The sequence below is a fragment of the Catenulispora yoronensis genome (assembly GCF_039531695.1).
Classification (GTDB): Bacteria; Actinomycetota; Actinomycetes; order Streptomycetales; family Catenulisporaceae; genus Catenulispora; species Catenulispora yoronensis.
On record NZ_BAAAQN010000002.1, the window covers coordinates 311614 to 337276 of the forward strand.

Annotated in this window: 24 protein-coding genes and 1 riboswitch; of the genes, 19 read left to right on the top strand and 5 right to left on the bottom strand. The window is 70.5% G+C overall.

Annotated features, from left to right (window positions below):
* Positions 1 to 19 precede the first annotated feature (19 nt).
* From mqnC to ABD481_RS02935, 13 genes are all read left to right on the top strand, one after another.
* Positions 20 to 1234 (top strand): cyclic dehypoxanthinyl futalosine synthase, encoded by a 1215-nt coding sequence (gene mqnC / locus ABD481_RS02875; protein WP_344663890.1) that lies wholly within the window; start codon positions 20 to 22, stop codon positions 1232 to 1234.
* 79 nt (positions 1235 to 1313) lie between these two features.
* Positions 1314 to 1862, top strand: coding sequence for a phospholipase D-like domain-containing protein (locus tag ABD481_RS02880; protein ID WP_344663891.1), 549 nt, complete (start codon positions 1314 to 1316; stop codon positions 1860 to 1862).
* Positions 1863 to 2060: 198 nt separating this feature from the next.
* Positions 2061 to 3605: an AMP-binding protein gene (locus tag ABD481_RS02885; RefSeq protein ID WP_344663892.1), complete on the top strand. Its 1545-nt coding sequence runs from the start codon at positions 2061 to 2063 to the stop codon at positions 3603 to 3605.
* Positions 3606 to 3732: 127 nt separating this feature from the next.
* Positions 3733 to 4035 (top strand): hypothetical protein, encoded by a 303-nt coding sequence (locus ABD481_RS02890; protein WP_344663893.1) that lies wholly within the window; start codon positions 3733 to 3735, stop codon positions 4033 to 4035.
* Entirely contained in the window at positions 4032 to 5192 is a 1161-nt protein-coding gene (locus ABD481_RS02895; RefSeq protein ID WP_344663894.1) for a hypothetical protein, read from the top strand. The genes ABD481_RS02890 and ABD481_RS02895 overlap by 4 nt, the downstream gene beginning before the upstream one ends.
* A gap of 24 nt (positions 5193 to 5216) precedes the next feature.
* Positions 5217 to 6011, top strand: a complete 795-nt coding sequence (locus ABD481_RS02900) for a hypothetical protein (RefSeq protein ID WP_344663895.1) — start codon at positions 5217 to 5219, stop codon at positions 6009 to 6011.
* 4 nt (positions 6012 to 6015) lie between these two features.
* A complete protein-coding gene (locus tag ABD481_RS02905) occupies positions 6016 to 6657 on the top strand; it encodes a hypothetical protein (protein WP_344663896.1) in 642 nt (213 codons plus the stop codon).
* 174 nt (positions 6658 to 6831) lie between these two features.
* Positions 6832 to 8496 carry an alkaline phosphatase family protein gene (locus ABD481_RS02910; RefSeq protein ID WP_425559096.1) on the top strand — a complete coding sequence of 555 codons (1665 nt, stop codon included), beginning with the start codon at positions 6832 to 6834 and terminating at the stop codon, positions 8494 to 8496.
* Between the two features lie 89 nt (positions 8497 to 8585).
* Complete coding sequence (locus ABD481_RS02915) at positions 8586 to 9845, top strand: amidohydrolase family protein (protein ID WP_344663897.1); 1260 nt, start codon at positions 8586 to 8588, stop codon at positions 9843 to 9845.
* A gap of 31 nt (positions 9846 to 9876) precedes the next feature.
* Positions 9877 to 10572: a demethylmenaquinone methyltransferase gene (locus ABD481_RS02920; RefSeq protein ID WP_344663898.1), complete on the top strand. Its 696-nt coding sequence runs from the start codon at positions 9877 to 9879 to the stop codon at positions 10570 to 10572.
* A gap of 4 nt (positions 10573 to 10576) precedes the next feature.
* On the top strand, positions 10577 to 12208 hold the full coding sequence (locus tag ABD481_RS02925) for a N,N-dimethylformamidase beta subunit family domain-containing protein (RefSeq protein ID WP_344663899.1): 1632 nt from the start codon (positions 10577 to 10579) through the stop codon (positions 12206 to 12208).
* Positions 12209 to 12238: 30 nt separating this feature from the next.
* A complete protein-coding gene (locus ABD481_RS02930) occupies positions 12239 to 13555 on the top strand; it encodes a geranylgeranyl reductase family protein (protein ID WP_425559097.1) in 1317 nt (438 codons plus the stop codon).
* A gap of 48 nt (positions 13556 to 13603) precedes the next feature.
* Positions 13604 to 13691: riboswitch (ZMP/ZTP riboswitch) on the top strand.
* Positions 13692 to 13717: 26 nt separating this feature from the next.
* On the top strand, positions 13718 to 14578 hold the full coding sequence (locus tag ABD481_RS02935) for a bifunctional 5,10-methylenetetrahydrofolate dehydrogenase/5,10-methenyltetrahydrofolate cyclohydrolase (protein ID WP_344663900.1): 861 nt from the start codon (positions 13718 to 13720) through the stop codon (positions 14576 to 14578).
* A 1-nt stretch (position 14579) separates the two neighbouring features.
* Here ABD481_RS02935 and ABD481_RS02940 read toward each other — a convergent pair whose 3' ends face one another.
* Together ABD481_RS02940 and ABD481_RS02945 are read right to left on the bottom strand one after the other, a co-directional pair.
* Positions 14580 to 15932 carry an outer membrane protein assembly factor BamB family protein gene (locus ABD481_RS02940; protein WP_344663901.1) on the bottom strand — a complete coding sequence of 451 codons (1353 nt, stop codon included), beginning with the start codon at positions 15930 to 15932 and terminating at the stop codon, positions 14580 to 14582.
* A 52-nt stretch (positions 15933 to 15984) separates the two neighbouring features.
* Positions 15985 to 16701, bottom strand: a complete 717-nt coding sequence (locus ABD481_RS02945) for an IclR family transcriptional regulator (protein ID WP_344658741.1) — start codon at positions 16699 to 16701, stop codon at positions 15985 to 15987.
* A gap of 117 nt (positions 16702 to 16818) precedes the next feature.
* Here ABD481_RS02945 and leuC point away from each other — a divergent pair, with 117 nt between their 5' ends.
* The 4 genes from leuC (at position 16819) to ABD481_RS02965 (ending at position 20205) form a co-directional block, all read left to right on the top strand.
* Positions 16819 to 18225, top strand: coding sequence for a 3-isopropylmalate dehydratase large subunit (gene leuC, locus ABD481_RS02950; RefSeq protein WP_344663902.1), 1407 nt, complete (start codon positions 16819 to 16821; stop codon positions 18223 to 18225).
* 29 nt (positions 18226 to 18254) lie between these two features.
* Complete coding sequence (leuD, locus tag ABD481_RS02955; protein WP_344663903.1) at positions 18255 to 18854, top strand: 3-isopropylmalate dehydratase small subunit; 600 nt, start codon at positions 18255 to 18257, stop codon at positions 18852 to 18854.
* Positions 18855 to 19051: 197 nt separating this feature from the next.
* A complete protein-coding gene (locus ABD481_RS02960) occupies positions 19052 to 19336 on the top strand; it encodes an SCO5555 family protein (RefSeq protein ID WP_344663904.1) in 285 nt (94 codons plus the stop codon).
* A 131-nt stretch (positions 19337 to 19467) separates the two neighbouring features.
* Positions 19468 to 20205 carry an HU family DNA-binding protein gene (locus tag ABD481_RS02965; RefSeq protein ID WP_344663905.1) on the top strand — a complete coding sequence of 246 codons (738 nt, stop codon included), beginning with the start codon at positions 19468 to 19470 and terminating at the stop codon, positions 20203 to 20205.
* A 1257-nt stretch (positions 20206 to 21462) separates the two neighbouring features.
* On the opposite strand, the gene ABD481_RS02970 is transcribed toward ABD481_RS02965, so the two are convergent.
* A complete protein-coding gene (locus ABD481_RS02970; protein ID WP_344663906.1) occupies positions 21463 to 21729 on the bottom strand; it encodes a hypothetical protein in 267 nt (88 codons plus the stop codon).
* Positions 21701 to 22441: a 2-phospho-L-lactate guanylyltransferase gene (gene cofC / locus ABD481_RS02975; protein ID WP_425559098.1), complete on the bottom strand. Its 741-nt coding sequence runs from the start codon at positions 22439 to 22441 to the stop codon at positions 21701 to 21703. The genes ABD481_RS02970 and cofC overlap by 29 nt, the downstream gene beginning before the upstream one ends.
* Before the next feature lie 74 nt (positions 22442 to 22515).
* On the opposite strand from cofC, the gene ABD481_RS02980 reads away from it, so the two are divergent.
* Both ABD481_RS02980 and ABD481_RS02985 read left to right on the top strand, forming a co-directional pair.
* The gene (locus tag ABD481_RS02980; RefSeq protein WP_344663908.1) at positions 22516 to 23373 is read left to right on the top strand and encodes a lysophospholipid acyltransferase family protein; all 858 of its coding nucleotides are present in this window, start codon (positions 22516 to 22518) and stop codon (positions 23371 to 23373) included.
* The gene (locus ABD481_RS02985) at positions 23370 to 24377 is read left to right on the top strand and encodes an NAD(P)H-dependent glycerol-3-phosphate dehydrogenase (protein ID WP_344663909.1); all 1008 of its coding nucleotides are present in this window, start codon (positions 23370 to 23372) and stop codon (positions 24375 to 24377) included. Before ABD481_RS02980 ends, ABD481_RS02985 begins: the two co-directional genes overlap by 4 nt.
* Here the strand turns inward: ABD481_RS02985 and ABD481_RS02990 are convergent.
* The coding region (locus ABD481_RS02990) for an MFS transporter (RefSeq protein ID WP_344663910.1) at positions 24328 to 25663 on the bottom strand (1336 nt) is incomplete at its 5' end. The genes ABD481_RS02985 and ABD481_RS02990 overlap by 50 nt on opposite strands.

A 25663-nucleotide genomic window follows, 5' to 3' on the forward strand; every position in this document is an offset into this window, starting at 1 on the left:
GGACCGAAGGGCATCCCCGATGAGCAGGCAGATCGCCGCCGAGCTGCAGGACGCATTGGACCGGGCCGCCGACGGCGGGCGTATCGAGTACGACGAGGCGCTGGAGCTGTACCGGCACGCGCCGCTGCACGCCCTGGGCACCGCCGCCGACGCCGCGCGCCGCAAGCGCTTCTCCGGCGTGTACGGCGAACACGGCGAGATCGCCACGTACATCATCGAGCGGAACATCAACTACACCAACGCCTGTGTCACCGCGTGCAAGTTCTGCGCCTTCTACGCCGCGCCGAAGTCGGACAAGGTGTGGACCCGCGAACTCGACGACATCCTGCGCCGCTGCGCCGAGACGGTCGCCCTGGGCGGCACCCAGATCATGTTCCAGGGCGGCCACCACCCGGACTACGGCGTCGAGTACTACGAGAAGAACTTCCGCGCCATCAAGGCCGACTTCCCGCAGCTGGTCATCCACTCCCTCGGCGCCTCCGAGGTGCAGCACATGGCCAAGGTCTCCGGCGTCTCCATCGAGGAGGCCATCACCCGCCTGAAGGACTCCGGCCTGGACTCCTTCGCCGGCGCCGGCGCCGAACTCCTGCCGGCCCGCCCGCGCACCGCCATCGCGCCGCTGAAGGAGTCCGGCGAGCGCTGGCTGGAGATCATGGAGACGGCCCACGGCCTGGGCCTGGAGAGCACCTCCACGATGCTGATGGGCACCGGCGAGACCAACGCCGAACGGATCGAGCACCTCCGGATGATCCGCGACGTCCAGGACCGCACCGGCGGCTTCCGCGCCTTCATCCCGTACACCTACCAGCCGGAGAACAACCACCTGAAGGGCCGCACCCAGGCCACGATGTTCGAGTACCTCCGCCTGATCGCGGTGGCCCGCCTCTACCTCCACAACGTCGCCCACATCCAGGGCTCCTGGCTCACCGTCGGCAAAGAAGCCGGCCAACTCTCCCTCCACTACGGCGCCGACGACCTCGGCTCAGTGATGCTGGAAGAGAACGTCGTCTCCTCCGCCGGCGCCAAGCACCGCTCCAACCGCATGGAACTGATCCACCTGATCCGCGCCGCCGGCCGAGTCCCGGCCCAGCGCAGCACCACGTACCAACTGCTGACCGTGCACGAAGACCCGGCCCAGGACCCGGTCGACGACCACGTGATGAGCCACATCGCCTCGACGGCGATTGAGGGCGGGACCGCGCACCCGGAGTTGAAGCTCGTCGACGTGCGGTGAGGGGTGGGGGCGGTGGTGGGAGCGGCGAGCTGACGGCCCGGAGCGCGAGATCACGGCCGCCTATCCGACCCGGTCGGCCATGCCGTCGACGGTTTGGGTCGACGCCATCGGCAAGGCGCGTATGGATCTCACGTTCGCGGGCTACACGAGCTACTTCCTCTGGTCGATCGTTCCGTCTCTTCGTGAAGCCTTGCGGGTCAAGGCCGAGGGCGGGGCGCGCGTACGGTTCCTGCTCGGTGATCCCGAATCGGAGGTGACTCGTCGTCGGGAGGCTGAGGAAGCGGTGTCGCTCACCATTTCGTCGCGGATCGCCATCACGATGGGGGAGCTGGAGCACCTGAAGGGGCTTCCCAACGTCGAGGCGCGCTATTCGGACCGTCACATCGCCCTGTCCGTCTGGCAGTTCGATGATGAGGCCGTCGTTTGTACTCACATCGCATCTCTGGTGGACAGCCAACAGCCTGGTGCCCGCCGCGTCGGCGATCGTCTCGGATCCCCGTCATGTCTTCGCCTACTCCGATGGCGAGGTGAGGCAGGAGTTCTCGATCTGCCTTGCCTGCCGGGTCACGGGCGGCGTTCTGGCTGTTTCGGAGGAGTCGACCGAGGTCGGCTGGTTCACCCCCGATGAGGTGGCAACGCTTCCTATGGTGTCGTCCATCAGGCTCCGCCTTGAGGACTACCTCGAAGGCCGGGCGCCGGTGATTCGCTGATCGTCAGGCGGGTCTCGCCGCCTCGAACCTGCTTATGCGACCGCTCTCCAGCGACACGCACACGATCCCCCACCCAGCCTCTAGGCATCGCTACTGAGAAGTAAGACAGTGAGGGGATGCAGATTCCCCTCACAGTCTCGGACTTCTTGGACCGTGCGGAGCTCGTCTACCGCGACCGCCCCGCGATCGTCGACGAGCCCGATCAGCCCGCGCCCTCGTGGGGCACGCTCACCTACGGTGAGCTGGCGCGGCGGGCGCGGGCGCAGGCTGCGGCGCTGGACCGGCTGGGGGTCGGTGGTGGGGCGCGGGTGGCGGTGGTGTCGCACAACTCGGCGCGGTTGTTGGCCTCGTTCTTCGGGGTCAGTGGGTATGGGCGGGTGTTGGTGCCGGTCAATTTCCGGCTGCGGGCTGATGAGGTCGCGTACATCGTCGAGCACAGTGGGGCCGAGGTGCTGTTGGTCGATCCGGAGTTGGAGGACGCGCTCAAGGGTGTGTCGGCGCGGCATCGCTTCGTCATCGGAGCGGACAGTGATGCCGAGTTCTTCGACGGGGACCATGATCCGGTGCGGCACCCCGTCGCCGAGGACGACACCGCCACCATCAACTACACCTCCGGCACCACCGCCCGGCCCAAGGGTGTGCAGATGACGCACCGCAACCTGTGGCTGAACGCCGTGCTGATGGGCCTGCACCTCGGGGTGGGCGAGCGCGACGTCTATCTGCACACCCTGCCGATGTTCCACGCCAACGGCTGGGGCATGCCCTACGTCGTCACCGGCCTCGGTGCCGGGCAGGTGGTGCTGCGCAAGGTGGACGGTGCCGAGATCCTGCGCCGGGTCGAGGAGCACGGCGTCACGCTGCTGAACGGCGCGCCGACGGTGATCGCCATGGTCCTGGCCGCCGCCAAGGAGTGGGACGGCGAGATCCCCGGCCGGGACCGGGTGCGGGCGGTGGTGGCCGGCGCGCCGCCGCCGAGCACCGTGATCCAGCAGGTGGAGGACGTGCTGGGCTGGCAGTTCAACCAGATCTACGGCCTCACCGAGACCGCGCCGCTGGTCACCGTCAATCGCCCGCGCGCGGAGTGGGACCAGCTGTCGAGCCTGGAGCGCGCCCAGAACCTCATGCGCGCCGGCGTGCCGTCGCTGGGCACCCGGATGGTCACCGACCCCGAGGGCGAGGTGCTGGTCCGCTCCAACGTCGTGCTGGCCGGCTACTGGCAGCAGCCCGAGGAGTCCGAGCGTGCGCTGGCCGAGGGCTGGTTCCACACCGGCGACGGCGGCACGATCGGCGAGGACGGCTACCTCACCATCTCCGACCGCAAGAAGGACGTGATCATCACCGGCGGTGAGAACGTGTCCTCCATCGAGGTCGAGGACGCGCTCTACAAGCACCCCGCGATCTCGGAGTGCGCGGTGATCGGCGTCCCGGACGAGAAGTGGGGCGAGACCATCAAGGCCCTCGTGGTGCTGAAGGAGGACCACTCCTCCCGCGCCACCACCGAGGCCGAGGTGATCACGCATTGCAAGGGCCTGATCGCCGGCTACAAGGCGCCGACCAGCGTCGAGTTCCGGGAGAGCCTGCCGCGCACGGCCACCGGCAAGCTCCAGAAGTTCAAGCTGCGCGAGCCCTACTGGGCCGGCCGGGAGCGCAAGGTGAACTGAAGATCACCAAGAAGTTGATCTAAGGGTTCTTGTACATGGCGCGCGGGTCCCGCTAGATTGTCGCGAGTTCTCATCGGGCGCAGACGACGGTCTCGCGGGCTCCGGCCCGCAGCACAGGGGGCGACCCATGTCCGGAACCTTAGTGCTCGACGACGCGACGCTGGCCACCATCGCGACGACTCTGAAGAACGCGGCGACGCGGATGCAGGCCCTCGGCCAGTCCCTGCGCGGACTGGACGCCGACGCCGTCGGCGCCGACCCGCTCATCGAGGCCCTGCACAAGATGCAGGAGGCGCTGGGCGGCCGGCTCGGGCTGCTCGCGGTCAGCCTGAACGAGCTGGCCGCCAAGACCACCGAGGTCGGCACCACCTTCCACGCGGCCGACCACCAGCTCGCCACGGTCGGCGGCCCGCACCGGGAGCTGCCGTGAGCGCGCACGCCCGGCCGATGCCGAACCTGGGCTGGGACCCGGCGCCCGGGGACGTCGCCGGCACCCAGGGCCTGGCCCGCCGGCACGCCGACGCCATCACCGAGCTGAACGCCATCATGGCCCTGCTCAAGGGCATCGACCTCGGCCCCTGGCAGGGCGACGCCAAACAGGCCACCGAGGTCCAGGTCTTCGAGAAGGCGGTGCCGGCGCTCCAGGCGATCATCACCGACGCCGGGAAGATGGCCGAGGCCTCCCGGGGCTGGGCCGGGCAGCTGGCCGGCTTCCAGCACGACGCCGACGCGCTGGAGGCCAAGGCCAAGGCGGCGAAGGCCGACGTGGCGTCCGCGCAGCAGGAGAAAAGCGGCCCGGGCCGGCTGAAGGAGATGGACGTCAAGGACGCCCAGGACTCCGCCGACTCGGTGCAGACCGAGGCGCACGAGCTCAACGAGCACTACCTGGAGGCGGCCAAGAAGGACGCCGGCGAGGAGGGCGGCGAGGGCGAGGAGAAGAAAAGCTGGTTCGAGCAGATCGAGCCCTACCGGCTGATCCTGGAGGGCGTGCTGTCGCCGCTGGACATCGTGGCCGCCGACCACTGGATCGGCCTGCTGGAGAAGGCCGCCGGCCAGCCGCGCGAGTGGCTGGGCGAAGTCGACGAGGCCATCGAGAACGTCGAGGGGCTGCAGAAGGCCGGCAAGTCCGCCTCCGAGGCGCTGATCGAGGCGGCCAACCTCGCCGAGCGGGTCGGCGGCGAGCTCGACGCCTTCCAGGCCTTCGCCCCGGGCTGGCTCCAGGTGGCCGCGCGCGGCGTCCTCGGTATCAAGGGCCTGAGCTACGGGCTCGGCGGCCTGGGAATCCTGGCCGACGGGCTGACCATCCTGGACCCGCCGGACAAGGGCGTCCTGGGCTGGACCGAGCGGGGCGCGGCCGGCATCAACGGCGGCCTGATCGCGGCCAACATGATGATGGACGAGATCCCGGTGGTCGGCGAGGTGGTGATGATCGGGACCGGCGTCTACCTGGCCGGGACCTTCTTGTACCACCACTGGAAGCCGTTCACGAACGTTTGCGACGCGGTGGGCCACGGTACGGTCACAGCGGCGAAGGACATCGGCCACGGCGCGAAGAAGGCCTGGCACGCGGTCACGAGTCTGTTCTAGCGGCGGCACGAGGACGAGAAAGCCATGAACACCGACAACCTGATGACGCCGTCCGCACGGGCGGCCGCGGCCGCCGGCCTGCTGGACCGGGCCGCGGCCGGCGAGACCGTCGAGCTGGCCGTGCTGTCCGGGCTGGAGCGCTGCGTGCTCGGCGGCCCGGCGCAGGCCCTGTTCGAGCAGACGGTGCTGAACGCCTGGAACGAGTTCGGCGCGAAGAACCGCGCCAAGGCGATGGACCTGACGCTGGACGGCCTGCGGGAGCGCGGCCTGCTGCTGGACGACCGGCCGCCGGGCCCGGACGCCGCGAGCTGGAACCTGTCCCCGGAGCTCGGCCTGATCCAGGCGGCGCGGGAGCGGCCGACCTTCGTCGTGGCGACCGACGTCGTCAACAAGCAGACGCGCTGCCTCCAGTTCTACGCCGTCGGCGATCTGGAACGGCCGGTGCGCGCGATCGTGGTCGAGCAGCCGACGGCGCTGCCGGCCGACCAGCCCTACAAGAACGCCAAGAAGCTCGGCCCGCTGGGCTGGATGACGCGTTACCTCCTGCTGTCCGAGGCGGCCGCGGTCGACGTCCTGACCGAGGTCGCCATGGTGGCCAGGCAGGACCAGGCCGGCTCCTATCCCTACGACATCCGCCGCTTCAAGCACCACGACGGCCGGCCGGTGACCGAGGCCGGGATCTCGGTGCTCGGGGCCGGGCCGACGGCGCACGTCCGGCTGTTCCGCACCGATCCGCAGACCCCTGACGAGGTCACCGTGCTGACCGCGGAGGAGCTGCGGACGCTGCTCGGCCGGGTGTTCGCCACCGGTTCCTGGTGAGCCGTTGTCCGGAGCCGAGCGGTACCGGGAGCGGCGCTCCGCGCTGAGCGCACCATTGGTCGCGCTCGGCGGCGTGCTGCCCGCGCTGCTGGTCGCGGCGGCAGTGGCGCTCGGGATCGTCGCGGCCCCGGCGTGGTTCGTGCTGGTCCCGGTGGTGCCGCTGGCCCCGCCGTTCCTGATTTACATCAGTCTGCTGATGCGGAACCGGCGCACCGGGATCGTGCTCGACGACGCGGGCCTCACCGTCGGCGCCCTGGGCGCGGCCCGCGGGGTGTATCAGATCCCGTGGACCGCGGTCGCCGCGGCGCGGATCGAGACCGGTCCGCGGCTGGTCGACGCCATGATGCGGGCCCGCCGGGTCTTCAGCCCGACCCGGTATTGGGGTGTGCCGCGCGGCATGGCCGCCTTCAGCATCCCGGCCGGGGTGCTGGTGCCGCCGTTCGCCCGCGCGGTGCTGATCGTCGAACTCGCCGAGACCGCCGCCGTGGCCGGGGAACCGCCGCCGCCGCGCCGCTACTTCGGCAACTACTTGAACGTGGACTCCTTCAGTCGCGGCCACACCACAGAGATCAGCGCGCTGTGGCTGGTCCCGACCCGGCACCCGGACCGCCTCGCGGCCGCCCTGGCTCATCAGGGGTTCTCCTGATTGCGTAGTGCCCGCCCCGATTTGGGGCCGCGGACATCGTCGGGGAGCGCGTCGTTGGCCCGGTGTTCAGCCATCGGTGGGGGTGTCGGCCATTTTCGGGTTCGACGATGACACGCGGCGCGCGGCCATCGGGGCCGCGTTCGGGCCGTCGCACGTCACAAGGGGGTCCCAACCTTGTCTCGCACCATCACTCGGCTCGCCGTCGCCGGCGGCGTCTCCGCGTTGCTCGGCGGTGTGCTGGCCGCCGCGCCCTCGCAGGCCGCCGCGCACGGGCGCGACCACGCGTCCGCCAAGCACGTCCTGCTCGTCTCCGTCGACGGCCTGCACCAGTCCGACCTGGCCTGGTACGTGAAGCAGCACCCGGATTCGGCCCTGGCCCGGCTGGTCCGCGGCGGCGTCGACTTCTCCGACGCCTCCACCCCGGTCCCGTCGGACTCCTTCCCGGGCATGACCGCCCAGGTCACCGGCGGCAACCCGGGCACCACCGGGGTCTACTACGACGACTCCTACAACCACGCGCTGCTGCCGCCCGGCACCACGAAGTGCGACGGCAGCGTCCCGCTGGGCACCGAGGTCGCCTACACCGAGGGCGACGACCTGAACCAGAACTCGATCGACGCCGGCCAGGGCCTGGCCGGCCTGCCGGGCTCGATCCTGAACCTGACCGGCCAGGCCCGGAACCTGATCGACCCCAAGACCCTGCCGGTCGACCCCAAGACCTGCAAGCCGGTCTACCCGCACCAGTACCTGCAGGTGAACACCGTCTTCGAAGTGGCCCGCCAGGCCGGGCTGCGCACCGCGTGGTCCGACAAGCACGCCGCGTACGAGCTGCTGAACGGCCCGTCCGGCACCGGCATCGAGGACCTGTTCACTCCGGAGATCAACAGCCAGGACCCGGCGCTGCCGGCCGGGCAGGACTGGACCAAGGACAACGCGGCCACCCGCCAGTACGACGACTACAAGGTCCAGGCCGTCCTCAACGAGATCGACGGCTACGACCACAGCGGCAAGACCAAGGTCGGCGTGCCGGCCCTGTTCGGCCTGAACTTCCAGTCGGTCTCCACCGCGCAGAAGCTGCCCACCTCCGAGGGCCAGGGCGGCGGCTACCTCGCCGACGGCCGGACCCCGGGGCCGCTGCTGGCCGGATCGCTGGACTTCGTCAACAGCGAGGTCGGCCGGTTCACCGCCGAGCTGAAGGCCAAGGGCCTGCAGGACAGCACCGCCATCGTGCTGTCGGCCAAGCACGGCCAGTCCCCGAAGGACCCGGCCGCGCTGACCCGCATCGACGACGGCAAGCTCATCGACGGCCTTAACGCGGCCTGGAAGGCGGCCCACCCCGGCGCCGGCGACCTGGTGGCGATGGCCACCGACGACGACGCCGTGATGATGTGGCTGAACGACCGCAGCCAGGCGGCTGCCGACTTCGCCAAGCGGTACCTGCTGTCCGCCAGCGGCACCGGTACCGACATCAGCGGCAACCCGAAGGCGTTCACCAACGGCGGCCTGTCCAAGGTCTACGCGGGCGAGGAGGCGCGCGACTACTTCCACGTCGGGCGCGGCGACCAGCGCGTGCCGGACCTGTTCGGCATCGTGCAGCACGGCGTCGTCTACACCGGCGGCAAGGGCAAGATCGCCGAGCACGGCGGCGCCGACGCCGACGACCGCAACGTGCCGATCGTGGTGTCCGGCGCGGGCGTCGCCGAGCGCGGCGTGAACGGCGCCCCGGTGGAGACCACGCAGATCGCGCCGACCATCCTGCGGCTGCTCGGGCTGGACCCGGCGAAGCTGAAGGCCGTGCGCATCGAGCACACCCGGGTGCTGCCGGGTCTGAAGGACTGACGCCGGCTCGTCGGTCCGGAAGGGGACCTGCTGCCCGCGAACGCGGGCAGCACGTCCCGTCCCTTCAGCCGGTGGCATAACCTCGAACCGTGCTGACCCTCCACGCCGCCCCGCTCGTCCTCCCGATGACCTCCGCCCCGATCCGCGACGGCGCGATCCTCGTCGACAACGGCCGCGTCACGGCTGTCGGCACCCGCGCCGACCTGACCGCCGCGCATCCGGGCGCCCGGGTCCGGGACTGGCCCGGCATCCTGGCCCCCGGGCTGGTCAACAGCCACGCCCACACCCAGTACTTCGACTTCGGCGACCTGGCCTCCTCGGGATTGCCGTTCCCCGAGTGGCTGCACCAGATGGTCGCGCGCCGGGCCACCTTCACCGACGCCATGTGGCAGGAGTCCACGCGCCGCGGCCTGCACGCGTACCTGGAGACCGGGACCACCGCGGTCGCGGACATCGTCACCGAGCCGGTCGTGCTCTCCGCGATCGCCCGCAGCGGGATCCGCGGCGTGTCCTACATCGAGGCGGTCTTCGCCGACGACGCCTCCTGGGCCGCCGGGCGCCGCTCCGAGTTCCTCGCCGCGGTCGACGGCGCCGGCGTGCCGGTCCGGGGCGTCTCCCCGCACACGCCGTTCACCATCAGCACCGGCGTGTACGAGGACTGCGTCGCCATCGCGCACGAGCGCGGCAAGCGGCTGCACCCGCACATCGCCGAGACCGCGCAGGAGTCCGAGTACGTCCTGACCGGCACCGGGCCGTTCGCCCAGAACGCCAAGCAGTTCGGGCTGGACTTCTCCGACGTCCTGGACCGCGGCACCGGCCTGACCCCGGTGGAGTGGGCCGACGCGCGCGGCGCGCTGGGCGCCGACTGCCACATCGCGCACGGCATCCACGTCAGCGCCTCCGACCGCGCGCTGCTGCGCGAGCGCGGCACCGCGGTCGCGCTGTGCGTGCGCTCGAACCGGATCCTGGAGGCCGGAGAGCCGCCGGTGGCCGCCTACCTGGCGGAGGGCTCGCCGATCGGGATCGGCACCGACTCCGCCGCCTCCTCGCCGTCGCTGGACCTGCTGGACGAGGCCCGCGCGCTGCGCGTCGTGGCCCGCGAGCAGGGCTACACCGCCGACGACCTGGACCACCGGATCGTGGAGGCCGCGACCCTGGGCGGCGCCGCCGCGCTGGGCCTGACCGAGGGCCCGGAGCGGGTCGGACGGCTGGAGCCCGGCGTGCGCGCCGACTTCGCCGTGTTCGCGGTGCCGGACCCGGCCGACGCCGACCCGTACCGGCAGCTGATCGATCACGGCCGCTGCGTGATCACCGTGCTGGACGGGACGATCGTGCACCGCAAGGTCTGAGGCCGCCGGCCCGGGTGAGAGAATCGGCCGCGTGAGCCGAGCATCGCTGGACAAGCAGCCCCACGAAGTCGCCGCCATGTTCGACGGCGTGGCCGAACGCTACGACCTGACCAACGACGTCCTGGCGCTCGGCCAGACCCGCCTGTGGCGCCGCGCCGTGCGCGACGCCGTCGCCGCCCGGCCCGGGCAGCGCGTCCTGGACCTCGCGGCCGGCACCGGGACCAGCACCCAGCCGTTCCACAACGCCGGGGCCCAGACCGTGTCCTGCGACTTCTCGCTCGGGATGCTCCAGGTCGGCAAGCGCCGCCTGCCGCAGCTGACGTTCGCGGCCGGCGACGCCACCCGGCTGCCGTTCCGGGACGGCGTCTTCGACGCCGTCACCATCTCCTTCGGCCTGCGCAACGTGCAGGACACGGACTCGGCGCTGCGCGAGATGCTGCGGGTCACCAAGCCCGGCGGGCGGCTGGTGGTCTGCGAGTTCTCCCGGCCCGCGGTGGCGCCGCTGCGCACCGTCTACATCGAGTACCTGATGAAGGCGCTGCCGGCGGTCGCGACGAAGGTGAGTTCGAACCCGGACGCCTACGTGTACCTCGCCGAGTCCATCCGGGCCTGGCCGGACCAGCGCGAACTCGCCGCGATCATCGGCAAGGCCGGATGGCGCCGCGTCGCGTTCCGTAACCTGACTGGCGGAATCGTCGCATTGCATCGTGGGATCAAGGAAGATTGAGCCTGTGAAGGCTCGAATAGGCCGGGCGGCAGCACTCGCCGCCGTGGTGCTCCTGGTGGCATCGGCGGCGGCGTGTTCGGGGGGCGGCTCGAAGAAGTCGGGTCCGAGTACTAGCAGTCCCGGTGGGGCCGCCGCGGGGACGTCCGGCGGTCCGGCGGTCGCCCCGGCGGCGCCGGCCGGCGCCCTCGACGTCAAGGCGGAGAACGCGCAGCCGGGCGCGCCGGCCTGGAAGGCCGGCATCGACAGCGGCGACGACCACGGCATCGAGGGCTTCGCCGACCAGGTCGCCGTCACCTCCGGGCAGCCGTTCAAGCTGTACGTGAACACCATCGCGCAGCAGTTCACCGCCACCGCGTTCCGCATCGGGTACTACAACGGCGCGCAGGGCCGCCAGGTCTGGAAGTCCGCGGCGACGCCCGGCCGGATCCAGCCCGCGGCGACGGTCAAGGCGCAGGTGAACACCGTCAGCACCGCCTGGCAGCCGTCGCTGACGGTGCCGACCGGCGGCTGGCCGGAGGGTTCCTACCTGATCCGCCTGGACCCGGTGGGGATTCCCGGCAAGGCGCTCGCCAAGGGCTCGCGGTTCGTGCCGATCACCGTCAAGTCGACATCCACCGCGGGCAAGGTGGTGCTGATCAACGCGGTCACCACCTGGCAGGCCTACAACTCCTACGGCGGCTTCGACCTCTACAGCGGCGGCCCCAAGAACGACTACGCGCACCGGGCCCGCATCGTGTCCTTCGACCGGCCCTACGACACCACGGGCGCCGACCGCTTCCAGACCTACGAGCAGTCCTCGATCGTCTTCGCCGAGAAGGTGGCCGCGGAGCACAACCTCCAGCTCGCCTACGCCACCGACCTGGACCTGCACGAGGACCCCGGCCTGTTCCAGGGCGCCCGGGCCATCGTCACGTTGGGGCATGACGAGTACTGGTCGTCGCAGATGCGGGACACCGTCACCAAGGCGCGCGACGCCGGGACCAACGTGGCCTTCCTCGGAGCGAATGCCGTCTTCCGGCACATCCGGTTCGAGGACTCGCCGCTGGGCAAGGACCGCGTCCAGGTCGACTACAAGGACGCGGCCGAGGACCCGATGCACGTGACCAATCCGGCGGAGGCCACGCAGGACTGGCGCTATCCGCCGCAGCCGCGGCCGGAGAACGTGCTGACCGGCGTGCTCTACGAGTGCAATCCGGCCAACGCGGACTTCGTCGTCTACGACCCGTCGTCCTGGCTGCTGGCCGGCACCGGGGCCAAGGCGGGCCAGGCGTTCAAGGGGCTGGTGGGCGTCGAGTACGACCGCGTGGTCTCCGACAGCGGCACCCCGCACCCGATCCAGGCCATCTCGCACTCGCCGATCACCTGCCGCAAGACCAAGTCCTATGCCGACGCGGCCTACTACACCGTGCCCTCCGGCGCCGGCGTGTTCGCCACCGGCACGATGCGCTGGAACTGCGCGCTGGTCGACGGCGGGTGCACCGACAAGATGGACGGGCCGGCGCACGCCTTCGCGCAGCGGGTGACCGCGAACCTGCTGCTGGCGTTCGCCGCCGGGCCGGCCGGCAAGGACCATCCGGCGCAGGACAACACCGCGAGATTGAAGCCCGCTCCCAGTGAGGGTGGGCAAGCGCCATAGCTTGCATGTCGGGGGCCTAGAATCGGCCTCGTGACCGCCGAATCTGTTTCCCCCGCCCCGGCCGGCAACGCGACCGTGCCTTCGGAGAACGTCGCCGACGTCATTGTGGTCGGCGCCGGGCCCTCGGGCTCGGCGACCGCGTACCACCTGGCGACCGCCGGCCTGGACGTGCTGCTCCTGGAGAAGTCCCAGTTCCCGCGCGAGAAGGTGTGCGGCGACGGCCTGACGCCGCGCGCCGTGAAGCAGCTGGTGCGGATGGGCGTGGACACCTCCGAGGAGGCCGGCTGGCTGCACAACAAGGGCCTGCGGATCATCGGCGGCGGCATGCGGCTGGAGATGAACTGGCCGGACCTGGCCGCGTACCCGAACTACGGCCTGGTGCGCCCGCGCGCCGACTTCGACCAGATCCTGGCCCGGCAGGCCGAGAAGGCCGGGGCCCGGCTGCGGGAGAACACCAACGTCACCGGTCCGGTCGTGGACCCGCGCAGCAACCGGGTGATCGGTGTGACCGCGCGCATCACCGACGCCGACGGCGGGAAGCGCGAGACTTCGTACCACGCCCCGCTGATCGTCGCCGCCGACGGCAACTCCACCCGGCTGTCGATCGCGCTGGGCCTGCACAAGCGCGACGACCGCCCGATGGGCGTGGCCTACCGCACGTACTACAAGTCCCCGCGCACCAATGACGACTACCTGGAGTCGTGGCTTGAGCTGTGGGACGGCGAGCGGCTGCTGCCCGGCTACGGCTGGGTGTTCGGCATGGGCGACGGCACCTCCAACGTGGGCCTGGGCATCCTGAACACCACCAAGTCGTTCCGCAACGTGAAGTACCCGGATCTGCTGCGCGCGTGGCTGAAGAACACGCCGGAGGAGTGGGGCTTCAACGACGAGAACCGCACCGAGCCGATCCGCGGCGCGGCGCTGCCGATGGGCTTCAACCGGCAGCCGCACTACACCCGCGGCGTGCTGCTGGTCGGCGACGCCGGCGGCATGGTGAACCCGTTCAACGGCGAGGGCATCGCGTACGCGATGGAGTCCGGGGAGCTGGCGGCGGACGTGATCGCGCAGGCGCTGGCGCGTCCGGTGGGCCTTGAGCGGGAGCGGGCGCTGTCGGCGTACCCGCGCGCGCTGAAGGACACCTACGGCGGTTACTACACGATGGGCCGCCTGTTCGTGAAGTTGATCGGCAACCCGAAGGTGATGAGCCTGGCCACCCAGCGCGGCCTGTCGCACCCGATGCTGATGCGCTTCACGCTGAAGATGCTCGCGAACTTGACCGACCCCCAGGGCGGCGACGCGATGGACCGCATCATCAATGTGATGGCGAAGATCGCTCCGGATGCGTGAGTCCTGATTTACGGCTCGGCGGGGTGGGGCGGGCCGCGGGTAAGCTCTGCGTCAGGCCGTGACTGGCGCTGAGGTGGGTCACCACCGGGGAGCGGCCCGACCCTCTGGTCTTCTGCCGTGCGCCTGGGCGATTCGTAGTGACGACGCCCAGGAGGCACGCCCATGACCGAGACCACCTCCGCCGTGCTGATGGACGGCACCGCGGTCGCTCGCCGCATCGTCGAGCAGGCGACCGCGGACGCCGCGGCGCTGAAGGCCGTCACCGGCGTCACGCCGTGTCTGGCCACTGTGCTGGTCGGCGCCGACCCCGCTTCCGTGACCTACGTGCGGATGAAGCAGAGCCGCAGCGCGAAGGCCGGCATCGACTCCCGGCATGTGGAGTTGCCGGAGTCGGCGACCACCGCCGAACTCGTCGCGGTCCTGACCGAGCTGTCCGAGGACTCGCGGGTCCACGGAATCCTGCTCCAGCACCCGGTCCCGGCGCACATCGATGAGCGCGCCGCGTTCGAGGCCATCGCGCCGGAGAAGGACGTCGACGGCGTCACCATGCACTCCTTCGCCGCGATGGCTTTCGGCGAACCCGGATTCGCCTCCGCCACGCCGGGCGGGATCATGCGCCTGCTGGAGGCGTACTCCGTCGAGCTCGCGGGCAAGCACGCGGTGGTCGTCGGCCGCAGCCCGATCCTCGGCAAGCCGGTCGGGATGCTGCTGCTGGCGCGGGACGCGACGGTGACGTACTGCCACTCGAAGACGGCCGACCTGGCGTCGTTGACGCGCCAGGCCGATGTCCTGGTCGCCGCTGTCGGCAAGCCGCGTTTCCTCACCGGTGACGCCGTGAAGCCCGGTGCCGTCGTCATCGACGCCGGCTACAACCCCGGCAACGTCGGTGATGTGGACTTCGACTCCGCCGCGCGGACGGCGAGCCTGATCACGCCGGTGCCCGGCGGGGTCGGGCCGATGACGATCGCGGTGCTGCTGGAGCAGACGGTCGCGGCGGCGCGGCGGCAGCTCGGGCGCCGCTGATTCAGGGAGTCACGATCGCCACGCCGTCCGTCGTGCCCAGGAACAGCTTGGCGCCGACGACGGTCGGGGTGGCGAAATGCGGCAGCGTGCCGACTGCGAAGCGGCGGTCGGTGGCGCCGGTGGCCGGGTCGAGTGCGTACAGCTCGCCGTCGTCCCAGTCGGTGACCCAGATCCGTCCGTTGCTCAGCACCGGTTGTCCGTTGGCCTTCGGCGCGTGCCAGAGCGCGGTCGGCTGGGCGCTGATCCGGAAGGCGCGTGTGCCGTCCGCGCACGGCAGGTAGACCACGTCCCCGTCGACCGCCGCCGCTCCGAAGGCCGCGCAGGCCGGGAAGGTGGTCGGGGTCGTGGTCGCGAGGTGCTCCGGGTCCAGCAGATATCCCTGTCCTGATTTCCCCGCGATGATCACATGTCCGGCGGCCAGTGCGGGGTTCATCGAACCCAGATCCGCGTCGTTGGCGTTGTCGGCGGCCCAGGACGTCGGCGCGAACAGGTCCACGCGCTGGGCGTTCTCGTCCAGCGCCACGACCGAGTCGGTGCCGTCGAAGGGCTCGCCCGCCTTGTCGGCGTTGCCGTTGCCGATGGAGAAATACAAGCGGTCGTCGCCGATCCCGGGTGCGCCCGGCGCCCACATGCCGCCGCGTCCGGAGGTCGAGGCCTCGAACCAATGCACGGATCCTGTGGCGGTGTCGACGGATGCGACGGCGCCGGTGTAGTCGCCGCAGTCGCCGGCGAGACCGCCGAAGACCGCGAACACATGTCCGTGCCACAAGGTGAGTGCGGGGCGCTGTTGCAAGAAGGCTCGGTCGCCGACCGGTGCGTCGACCTCTACTTGCGAGACCACGTGGCCGTCCGAGGCGGCCAGTCCGTACAGGACGTGCTTCGCGTCCGGGTCCTCCGTGACCACGTAGACGAGATGGGAATCGGGATCGTAGACCGGGGCCCCGGTGATCCCCAGCGGGACGATGTTCCCGCATCCGTGCGGCCGGAACGGTGCGGCCAAGTGCTTGCTCCACTTCACCGATCCGTCGGTCGGTGAGAGTGCGTAGACCGTGTTGTTCTCCGTTGCGGCGAAGACTTGAGTGCCGCCGTCCGCAGGCCGTCCGTAGACCGCGCCGTCGAGTCTGACCGCTGATACCCCCGCGGTGGAGGCGGTGGAAGTGTTGGAAGCATTGGACGTGTTGGAAGCGGTGGAGACTGTGGAGACTGTGGAGATGGCGGGTCGGGAATCGGCCCGGGTGCTGCTTCCCGAGCATCCCGCGGCGGTGCCCATGGCCATCGTCGCCAGCACCGCGGCCATCGGCCGGAGCCGGGCGACGGACACGCCGTTGTGTCGTCGATCCCGAATGAATCCCACGCGACCAGTGTGCGCCATGCGCGCCGACTGGTACGAGTCCTGCGCGCTCCGGTCAGGAGCCGCGCTTCACCGCTTCGCTCAGCCGCGCCGCGGCTTCCACCACCGACTGCGCGTGCAGCCGCCCCGGCTGCCGGGTCAGGCGCTCGATCGGCCCGGAGACCGACACCGCCGCGATCACCCGGTTGTTCGGTCCGCGCACCGGCGCCGACACCGAGGCCACGCCCTGCTCGCGCTCGGCCACCGATTGCGACCAGCCGCGCCGCCGCACGCCGGCCAGCGTGGTGGCGGTGAACCGGGCGCCCTGCAGCCCGCGGTGCAGCCGGTCCGGCTCCTCCCAGGCCAGCAGGATCTGCGCGGCCGAGCCGGCGGTCATCGGCAGCGCCGAGCCGATCGGCACGGTGTCGCGCAGCCCTGACATGCGCTCGGCGGCCGCGACGCAGACCCGCAGATCGCCCTGGCGCCGGTAGAGCTGCGCCGATTCGCCGGTGTGGTCGCGCAGCGCGGCCAGCACCGGTCCGGCCGCGGCCAGCAGCCGGTCCTCGCCGGCCGCCGAGGCCAGTTCCTGCAGTCGGGGGCCGAGGATGAACCGGCCCTGCATGTCCCGGGATACGAGACGATGGTGTTCGAGTGCGACGGCCAGACGGTGGGCCGTGGGACGGGCCAAACCCGTGGCCGTGACCAGTCCCGCCAAGGTGGTGGGGCCCGCCTCCAAGGCGCTGAGTACGACGGCGGCCTTGTCCAGGACGCCGACTCCGCTAGAGTTGTCCATAGACCGAATTCTGCCGTCTCAGATCCCGAGACGCAAGGCGTCCGGCCCGGAAAGATCGAATCCCCGGGCCGCCGATGGCGACAGATGCGAACCGTAGTGGGAAAGACAGGAGCGACGATGCCCCACACCCTGGCCGAGAAGGTGTGGGCGGACCACGTGGTCCGCTCGGCCGACGGCGAGCCCGACCTGCTCTACATCGACCTGCACCTGCTGCACGAGGTGACCTCGCCGCAGGCCTTCGACGGCCTGCGCGCGGCCGGCCGCCAGGTGCGGCGCCCCGAGCTCACCATCGCCACCGAGGACCACAACACCCCCACCCTCGACATCGACAAGCCGATCGCCGACCCGGTGTCCCGGCTGCAGATCGAGACGCTGCGCAAGAACTGTGCGGACTTCGGCGTGCGGATCCACCCGCTCGGCGACGCCCAGCAGGGCATCGTGCACGTGGTGGGCCCGCAGCTGGGCCTGACCCAGCCCGGGATGACCGTGGTCTGCGGCGACTCCCACACCTCCACCCACGGCGCCTTCGGCGCCCTGGCCTTCGGCATCGGCACCAGCGAGGTCGAGCATGTGCTGGCCACCCAGACGCTGCCGCTCAAGCCGTTCAAGACGATGGCCGTGACGGTCACCGGCGCGCTGGGCGAGGGCGTCACCGCCAAGGACGTGGTGCTGGCGGTCATCGCGCGGATCGGCACCGGAGGCGGCCAGGGCTACGTCCTGGAGTACCGCGGCGAGGCCATCGAGAAGCTGTCGATGGAGGGCCGGATGACGGTCTGCAACATGTCCATCGAGGCCGGCGCCCGGGCCGGGATGATCGCCCCGGACGAGACCACCTTCGCCTACCTGAAGGGCCGCGCGCACGCGCCGGCCGGCGCCGACTGGGACGCCGCCGTCGAGTACTGGCGGACGCTGCGCACCGACGAGGGCGCGACCTTCGACGCCGAGGTGGTCATCGACGGCGACGCGCTGACCCCGTACGTCACCTGGGGCACCAACCCCGGCCAGGGCCTGCCGCTGTCGGCCTCGGTCCCGGACCCGGACGCCGACTTCGAGGCCGAGGTGGACAAGACCGCGGCCCGCAAGGCGTTGGAATACATGGGCCTGGAGGCCGGCACCCCGCTGCGCGAGATCAGGGTCGACACCGTCTTCCTGGGCTCGTGCACCAACGGCCGGCTGGAGGACCTGCGCGCCGCGGCCGCCGTCATCAAGGGCCACAAGGTCGCCGACGGCGTGCGGATGCTGGTGGTCCCGGGCTCCGCGCGGGTCCGGCTGGAGGCCGAGGCCGAGGGTCTGCACGAGGTGTTCCTGGCGGCCGGCGCCGAATGGCGCTTCGCGGGCTGCTCGATGTGCCTGGGCATGAACCCCGACCAGCTGGCGCCCGGCGAGCGCTCGGCGTCCACCTCCAACCGCAACTTCGAAGGCCGCCAGGGCAAGGGCGGCCGCACCCACCTGGTGTCGCCGCTGGTCGCCGCCGCCACCGCGATCAGGGGGACGCTGTCGTCCCCGTCGGACCTGGCCGCCTGAACCGGCCGACGAGAAGGAGCTGGCAGGACATGGAGAAGTTCACGACGCACACGGGGCGCGCGCTGCCGCTGCGCCGGTCCAACGTCGACACCGACCAGATCATCCCGGCGGTGTACCTCAAGCGCATCACCCGCACCGGATTCGAGGACGGGCTGTTCGCCGCGTGGCGCGCCGACCCCGAGTTCATCCTGAACCAGGAGCAGTACCAGGGCGTCTCGGTCCTGGTGGCCGGACCGGACTTCGGGACCGGCTCCTCGCGCGAGCACGCGGTGTGGGCGCTGAAGGACTACGGGTTCAAGGTCGTGCTCTCGGCGCGTTTCGCGGACATCTTCCGCGGCAACTCCGCCAAGGACGGGCTGCTGACGGCGGTGCTGGCGCAGGACGACATCGAGCTGTTGTGGAAGTTGTTGGAGAACCACCCCGAGGCTGAGGTGACGGTGGACCTCGAAGCGCGCGAGGTGCGCGTCGAGGGGCATGTGTTCACTTTCGAGGTGGATGACTACACGCGGTGGCGCCTGCTGGAAGGGCTGGACGACATCAGCCTGACGCTGCGCCACGGCGAGGTGATCGACGAGTTCGAGACGGAGCGGCCGGCTTACAAGCCGCGTACGCTGCCTGCGGCTGTCTGAGGCTGCCTGAGGCTCGACAGTACGGCGAGTACCGGGGCGAGCAGCAGCACGCACCACAGAAGCACCGCTGAAGCACCGCTGAAGCACCACAGTGAGCACTACAGCGAGCACCACACCGAGGGGCGCCGGTCCGGGACCGGCGCCCCTCGGTCTTGATCGGTTTCTGCTTCGGCCGCTCCCGAGGGCAGTATTGGTGAATGCCCTCGGATCTCCCCTCTCGGCCTCGTCCTTCGCGCTACGCGGCCTTCGCCGCGCGCCTCAAGGACGCGCACAAGGCGTTGGGCGACCCACGGATCCCGGCGCCGCGACGGGCCGAACTCACCAAGAGAGTGCTCGCGATCACCGCCCTGGCGCGGCATGACGTGACGGTCGCGGCCCATCGGCTGGAAGCGTTTTTCAGCGAGTTGTCGGCGCTCGTCCCGGAGGCCGCCACAAGCCCCGCAGACACCCCTTCTGGGAAAAACACTGCGACACAAGGGTGATTTAACCCCTAGGTATTTGATTCGCCCTCTGGCGCCCCCATACGGTGCGATTGGTTCTGATACGGAGCAAGGATGCGACGTACGGCCGAAATCAGAGCGAAAACGCACCAACAGCCCAAGGGTAGGTAGACATGAACAAGGCCCAGCTGATCGAGGCCGTCGCCGACAAGCTCAACGCGAGCAAGAAGGACGCCGGCGACGCGGTGGACGCGGTCCTGGACGCGATCGTCTCCTCGGTGGCCGGTGGGACGAAGGTCTCCATCACCGGCTTCGGCTCTTTCGAGAAGGTCAAGCGCCCGGCTCGCACCGCCCGCAACCCCCGCACCGGTGAGTCGGTGAAGGTCAAGGCCTCCTCGGCGCCGAAGTTCAAGGCCGGCCAGGGCTTCAAGGACATCGTCAACGGCGACAAGAAGGCCCCGGCCGCCGCCAAGACCACGGCGAAGAAGGCGACCACCGCCAAGGCGGTGGCGAAGAAGGCCGCTCCGGCCAAGAAGACCGCCACCAAGGCCGTCGCCGCCAAGGCCCCGGCCAAGGCACCCGCGAAGAAGGCCGCCCCGGTCAAGAAGACCGCCACCAAGGCCGTCGCCGCGAAGAAGACCGTCGCGAAGAAGGCCGCCCCCGCCAAGAAGGCAGCCCCCGCGAAGAAGGCCGCCGCCAAGAAGGCGACCGTCGTCAAGGCGGCGGCGAAGAAGGCCGCCACCGCGAAGAAGGCCCCGGCCAAGAAGGCCACCCCGGCCAAGAAGGCGGCCGCCCGACCGGTCGCGAAGAAGGTCGCCAAGGCCCCGGCGAAGAAGGCTGCGCCTGCTAAGCGAACCACCGCGACCACCGCGAAGAAGGCGCCGGCGAAGAAGACTGCTGCTAAGCGGTAGTTGGGTCTGCGCTCCTCTACGTGGGTTTTTTGGGTCTGCGTGGGCCGTGTCGGCTGTGTGGGCCGTGTGGGGCCGTGTGGGCCGGTACGAGGCGGTGTTCCGGGTGACTGGGATGCCGCCTCGCGGTGTTTGGGTCGAGGGTCGAGCGTTAGTTGAAGTCAAGAGCCAGTCAAGAGCCAGGCAAAGTCAAGAGCTGGGTAAGGCAGGCGCCTCCGGCGAGGGCCTCGGATCCCTCGGAGAACTGGCGCCAGCTCCATAGGGGGGTCTGGTTAGTCTCTGCGCTGGCGGTTTGTGGGGTGGGGGTTTGTTCCCCTCGCTCACGTCGGCAGCCCTACGGGTACAGCACCGCCGCCCAGGTATCAAGTCCATGCCCGCACTCTTTGTTCTGGCGCTGCGGTTGGGCTTGCATGAACTTGACACCTGGTCGGCGGTACTGTAGGCAAAGCCCTGCCGACGTGACCGAGGAGAACAAACCAAAAACCCAGGGAGAGGACTGAAGGATCCGGGGGCGGAGGCGGCACGCTTCAGCCTTGCGGCCGCCGGTGGGGCAAACCTTCGACCGCTGGGGAGTGCCAACCTTCGGCTGCCGGTGAGGTCAAACCTTTGGCGGGCCAACCTTCGGCCGCCAGCGAGGCCAACCTTTGGCGGGGCCGACCTTTCGGCTGCCGGTGGGGGCCAGCCTTCGGCGAGGAGAATCTTGCGGCGGCCGGTGAGGCCAGCCTTCAGCGGTGCCGACCCTTCAGCCCCCGGTGAGGCCGACCTTCAGTCACCGGTGGGGCAGGACTTCGACTGACCGCCTTCGCGAGGTCTTCAGCCTTTGGGTTTGCTTTGAACCTTCCCGGCGGCCGTAGTCAGCAAGGCGCCCAGCCTCCTACCCAGTGATTGTCAGACCTCTGCCTGGGTTTTTGGTTTGTTCTCCTCGGTCACGTCGGCAGGGCTTTGCCTACAGTACCGCCGACCAGGTGTCAAGTTCATGCAAGCGCAACCGCAGCGCCAGAACAACAAGGTTCCGGCATGGACTTGATACCTGGGCGGCGGTGCTGTACCCGTAGGGCTGCCGACGTGAGCGAGGGGAACAAACCCCCACCTCACAAACCGCCAGCGCAGGGACTAGCCGGGCCCACCTATGGAGCAGCGCCAGTTCTCCGAGGGATCAGAGGCCCTCGCCGGAGGCGCCTGCCTTACCCAGCTTTTGACTTTGCCTGGCTCTCAACCTCAACCCAGCAGACTCAACCCCACCTACACGAACCTCGCCTGCTACACCAACCCCACCGGCAACGGCAACGTAATCAGCGTCAAAACCGTCACCCGCCCACCCTCATCCCGCCGCATCCGCACGCGCTGACCCAACCTCAGCAACCGCAGCCCACCAGCGTTGAAGGCAGCAGCGTCGAAAGCAACCTCAGTGCCGTCGTCCAGGAGAACGGTGCCGGTGCGCGTCGCGGGGTCGAAAACCCGAGCGGTGGCTTGGACCTCTGTGCTCGTCACGGACCGTTTATACACCCGGCCCCGCTCCTGACCCATCCCGTTGGCTCCACACCATCGCGGTGGCGGGTCCCACTCCAAGTAGTAGCGCAGCCGCCAAATCCTCGGCAGTGTCGACGTCGCGTCGCAGCGAACTGATGTCCGGGCCGGTCAGCTCGATGGCGCCGGATGCGCTGTGCGCTGTCTTGGACGGTCCGCCGAAACGGGGAGCCAACTCCACTCCCGGTGGCGCGAAAAGCATCGTGGTGCCGATATCGTGCGCATCGGGAACGAAAAAGCGCTTATTGTGATGACGGGTGAGGGTGATATCTCCCTCGTCGATTTCGTGGAGCTTGTCGACAATGCGTCCCAACGCAATGTCCAACTCCCCGCTCCGCAAAGCCGGAAGATCAGCAGCTGACGCGGCGACGCCGATGTCGGTCCCGAGTTTCGCCCGCGCGGTGCGGGCCCCGAAGGCGAAGGCCGCGTTGAGGCCGGCGTCCGGTTCGTCCGGCACCACTATCGCGCCCAGGGCGCCGAGGACCGCTCCTGCTGTCGGGTCGTCGGTCACCACCAGGACGGCGGTCACGCGTTGAGCGGACAGGGCGGCGCTCACCGCGTCGGTCGCGAAGGCGAGCGCCAGTTGCTCGCGCAGGGCTGGTGGAACGCGGGGGCCGCCCAGCCGGCTCTTGGCGTGTCCCAACCGTTTCACCGGAACCACCAGACACCAGCGTGTCGCTTCGGAAGGGTCGGAAGGGGCTGACCGGGGCATGCGTTGATCCTGTCATGCCGGGGCGCAGACCCCGCTACTTGTTCCGAGGCCCGGCCCTCGGCAACACTTGGTGGATGCCCTCATCCACCCCTTACCGGCCGCCCAGGAAGCAAGGCCCGGCGTTCCGCTTCATCTCCGTCGTGCTGTTGCCGCTGCTCCGGTTGCTGATGAAGCGGGACTGGCGCGGCGGCGAGAACATCCCGCGCAGCGGGGGAGTGGTCATCGCGGCCAACCATCTGTCGCACGTCGACGCGCTGGCGTTCGGCCACTTCGTGTACGGCAACGGCCGGATCCCGCGGTTCCTGGCCAAGTCCGGGGTGTTCCGCAACAAGTTCGTCGGGGGCGTGCTGCGGGCGGCCCGGCAGATCCCCGTGTACCGGGACACCGCGGACGCCGCCAACGCGCTGCGCGACGCCATCGCGGCGGTCGAGGCCGGGGAGGCGGTGGCGATGTATCCGGAGGGCACCATCACCCGCGACCCCGCGTTGTGGCCGATGGCCGCCAAGAGCGGCGCGGCGCGGATCGCGCTGGCCACCGGCTGTCCGGTGGTGCCGGTCGCCCAGTGGGGCCCGCAGGAGATCCTGGCCTACAGCGAGAAGAAGCCGCACCTGCTGCCCCGCAAGCGGATGATCATGCTGGCCGGACCCCCGGTCGACCTCGACGACCTGCGCACCGTCCCGGTCACCGCCGAGACGCTGAAGACCGCGACCGACCGCATCATGGACGCCATCACCGAGCTGCTCGCGAAGCTCCGGGGCGAGGAACCGCCCGCGACACGGTACGTTTCGGAGCACGGTGCGAACGGCGACGGCGCGCGCCCCCGGAACGCCTTCGGCGCCACCGTCGTTGAAGCCGTCGAGGACACGGCCGGCCACACCACCGCCGGCCTGCCCGGCGAGGACGAGATCGGAAAGCAGGTCGACACCGCATGAGGCGTTGCGCCGTCTTCGGCACCGGGATGTGGGGCACGGCGATGAGCATCGTCCTGGCCGACGCGGGCAACGACGTCGTGATGGTCGGCCGCCGGCCCGACCAGGTCGCGGCGATCACCGCCGGCCACGAGAACCCCGACTACTTCCCGGGCGTGCGGCTGCCGGACGCGGTGCGCGCCACCACCGACCCGGCCGACGCCCTGGCCGGCGCCGAGTTCGCGTTCCTGAGCGTGCCGGCCCAGACGCTGCGCGCGAACCTCACCGCCTGGGGCGGCCGGATCGGCCCGGACACCGTGCTGGTGTCGCTGATGAAGGGCCTGGAGGTGGGCACCGCCAAGCGGATGACCGAGGTCATCCGCGAAGTCACCGGCTTCGGCCGGGAGCGCGTCGCGGTGCTGTCCGGCCCCAACCTGTCCCCGGAGATCGCCCGCCGCCAGCCCGCCGCCTCCGTGGTGGCCAGCCGCGACGAGGACGTGGCGCTGCGGCTCCAGACCGCGACCAACGGCCCCTACTTCCGCACCTACACCGTCGGCGACGTCACCGGCGTGGAGCTCGGCGGCGTGGTGAAGAACGTCATCGGCCTGGCCGTCGGCATCGCCGACGGCATGGGCCTGGGCGACAACACCAAGGCCACGCTGATCACCCGCGGCCTGGCCGAGACCGCCCGCCTCGGCGCGGCCCTGGGCGCCGACCCCTACACCTTCGCCGGCCTGGCCGGCATGGGCGACCTGGTCGCCACCTGCGCCTCGCCGCTGTCCCGGAACCGGACCTTCGGCGTGTACCTCGGCCGCGGCCTGAGCCTGGAGCAGGCACAGGCGGAGGTGAAGCAGACCACCGAGGGCGTGAAGTCCTGCGAGGCGGTGCTGGAGCTGGCCGACCGGCACGGCGTGGAGATGCCGATCGCCGAGACCGTGGTGGCGATCGTGCACGACGGCCGCTCGCCGGCCGAGATGCTCAAGGAGCTGATGACCCGGCCGCTGAAGGCCGAGCGGCACGGCCAGTGACCGCCGCCCCGGGCCGGCAGCGCCCGGCCCACCCCGTCACCGCCGGCCCCAGCAGCCCGGCGGCGGCGAACCCGGCGGCCAGCACGAACCACCCGGGCGCGCCGAACCCCAGCACCAAAGCGGTCAGCGCGGCCGGCCCGGCCGCCGCGGCGGTGTCCAGGCCGAGCAGATTCAAGCCCTGATATTCCCCCTGCGCATGGTCCGGCGCCAGGCCGAACGCCAACGAGAACCCGGCGGCCAGCGCCCACACCCCGGCGGCCGAGACGATCGCCGCGCCCAGGAGCAGCACCGACGTCTGCGCCCAGCGCGGACCCGCGGCACTGCCGGCGAGCACCGCGCAGCCCGCGGCCGCCGCCAGCCCGGAGGCCCGCAGCGCCCGGCCGCCCTGCGCGGTGGTCTCCACCCGCCGCCCGATCGGCTGCATCAACACGATGCCGACCACGAAGTTCAAGCCGAAGACCGCGGCGGCCACCGAGGGCGGAACCTGCGTCCGCGCCGTGATCCACAGCGGAATCACCAACGCCGTCACCACCCCTTGCAGGCTCAGCAGGCCATTGAGAGCGGCGAACGCCGCGTACGGCCGGTCCGCCAGCGCCGCGAACCTCCGAGCCCCGGCCGGCCGGGGCAGCGGCGGGAACTCCGGAACCCGGAGCAGCAACAACGCACAGACCACATAGGTCGCCGCGTTCACCAGGATCAGCGTCACATAGGCGGCGCGCGTCCCGATCTGGATCGCGATCCCCGCCACCGGCGTCCCGAGCACCACCGCGATGCTCACGAACGTCCGCAGCTTCGCCCGGAACAGCGCCGGGCGCTCGCCGCCGACACGTCCGATGAGCGTGCCGCGCGCGGCGTTGTTCGCGGCGTCCGCGATCCGGTCGAGCGCCGCCACCACCGTGAACACCCACCACGAGTGCACGAACACGAACCCGGCCATCGTGACGGTCTGCACGAGCAGTGTCACCAGCTGCACCGCCCGCGGGCCGACCCGGTCGGCCAGCATCCCGGCCGGCACCGACCCGATCAGGCCGGCGGTCCCCGCGATGGTGAGTCCGGTCCCCACCTGGCGCGCCGGGATGCCGACCACCAGCGTGAAGTACAGCGCCGAGACCGCCACGAACATGCCGGTCCCCAACCGGTTCACGAAGCTGGACGCCACCAGGGCCCGCTGCGGCCCCGGCTCCGGCGTCACGCCGGCCCACCACGCGGCCAGCCGCCCGCCGCGCTGCCCGCCGGGCCGGGGTGGCGGGCGTGCTGCACGGCCTGGGAGCGGTGCAGCTGGACAC

Coding starts and splice junctions, on each gene's coding strand:
- mqnC (WP_344663890.1), top strand. CDS start 20: ATGAGCAGGCAGATCGCCGCCGAGCTGCAGGACGCATTGGACCGGGCC.
- ABD481_RS02880 (WP_344663891.1), top strand. CDS start 1,314: ATGCCGTCGACGGTTTGGGTCGACGCCATCGGCAAGGCGCGTATGGAT.
- ABD481_RS02885 (WP_344663892.1), top strand. CDS start 2,061: ATGCAGATTCCCCTCACAGTCTCGGACTTCTTGGACCGTGCGGAGCTC.
- ABD481_RS02890 (WP_344663893.1), top strand. CDS start 3,733: ATGTCCGGAACCTTAGTGCTCGACGACGCGACGCTGGCCACCATCGCG.
- ABD481_RS02900 (WP_344663895.1), top strand. CDS start 5,217: ATGAACACCGACAACCTGATGACGCCGTCCGCACGGGCGGCCGCGGCC.
- ABD481_RS02935 (WP_344663900.1), top strand. CDS start 13,718: ATGACCGAGACCACCTCCGCCGTGCTGATGGACGGCACCGCGGTCGCT.
- ABD481_RS02945 (WP_344658741.1), bottom strand. CDS start 16,701: ATGGACAACTCTAGCGGAGTCGGCGTCCTGGACAAGGCCGCCGTCGTA.
- leuC (WP_344663902.1), top strand. CDS start 16,819: ATGCCCCACACCCTGGCCGAGAAGGTGTGGGCGGACCACGTGGTCCGC.
- leuD (WP_344663903.1), top strand. CDS start 18,255: ATGGAGAAGTTCACGACGCACACGGGGCGCGCGCTGCCGCTGCGCCGG.
- ABD481_RS02960 (WP_344663904.1), top strand. CDS start 19,052: ATGCCCTCGGATCTCCCCTCTCGGCCTCGTCCTTCGCGCTACGCGGCC.
- ABD481_RS02965 (WP_344663905.1), top strand. CDS start 19,468: ATGAACAAGGCCCAGCTGATCGAGGCCGTCGCCGACAAGCTCAACGCG.
- ABD481_RS02970 (WP_344663906.1), bottom strand. CDS start 21,729: ATGGGTCAGGAGCGGGGCCGGGTGTATAAACGGTCCGTGACGAGCACA.
- cofC (WP_425559098.1), bottom strand. CDS start 22,441: ATGCCCCGGTCAGCCCCTTCCGACCCTTCCGAAGCGACACGCTGGTGT.
- ABD481_RS02980 (WP_344663908.1), top strand. CDS start 22,516: ATGCCCTCATCCACCCCTTACCGGCCGCCCAGGAAGCAAGGCCCGGCG.
- ABD481_RS02985 (WP_344663909.1), top strand. CDS start 23,370: ATGAGGCGTTGCGCCGTCTTCGGCACCGGGATGTGGGGCACGGCGATG.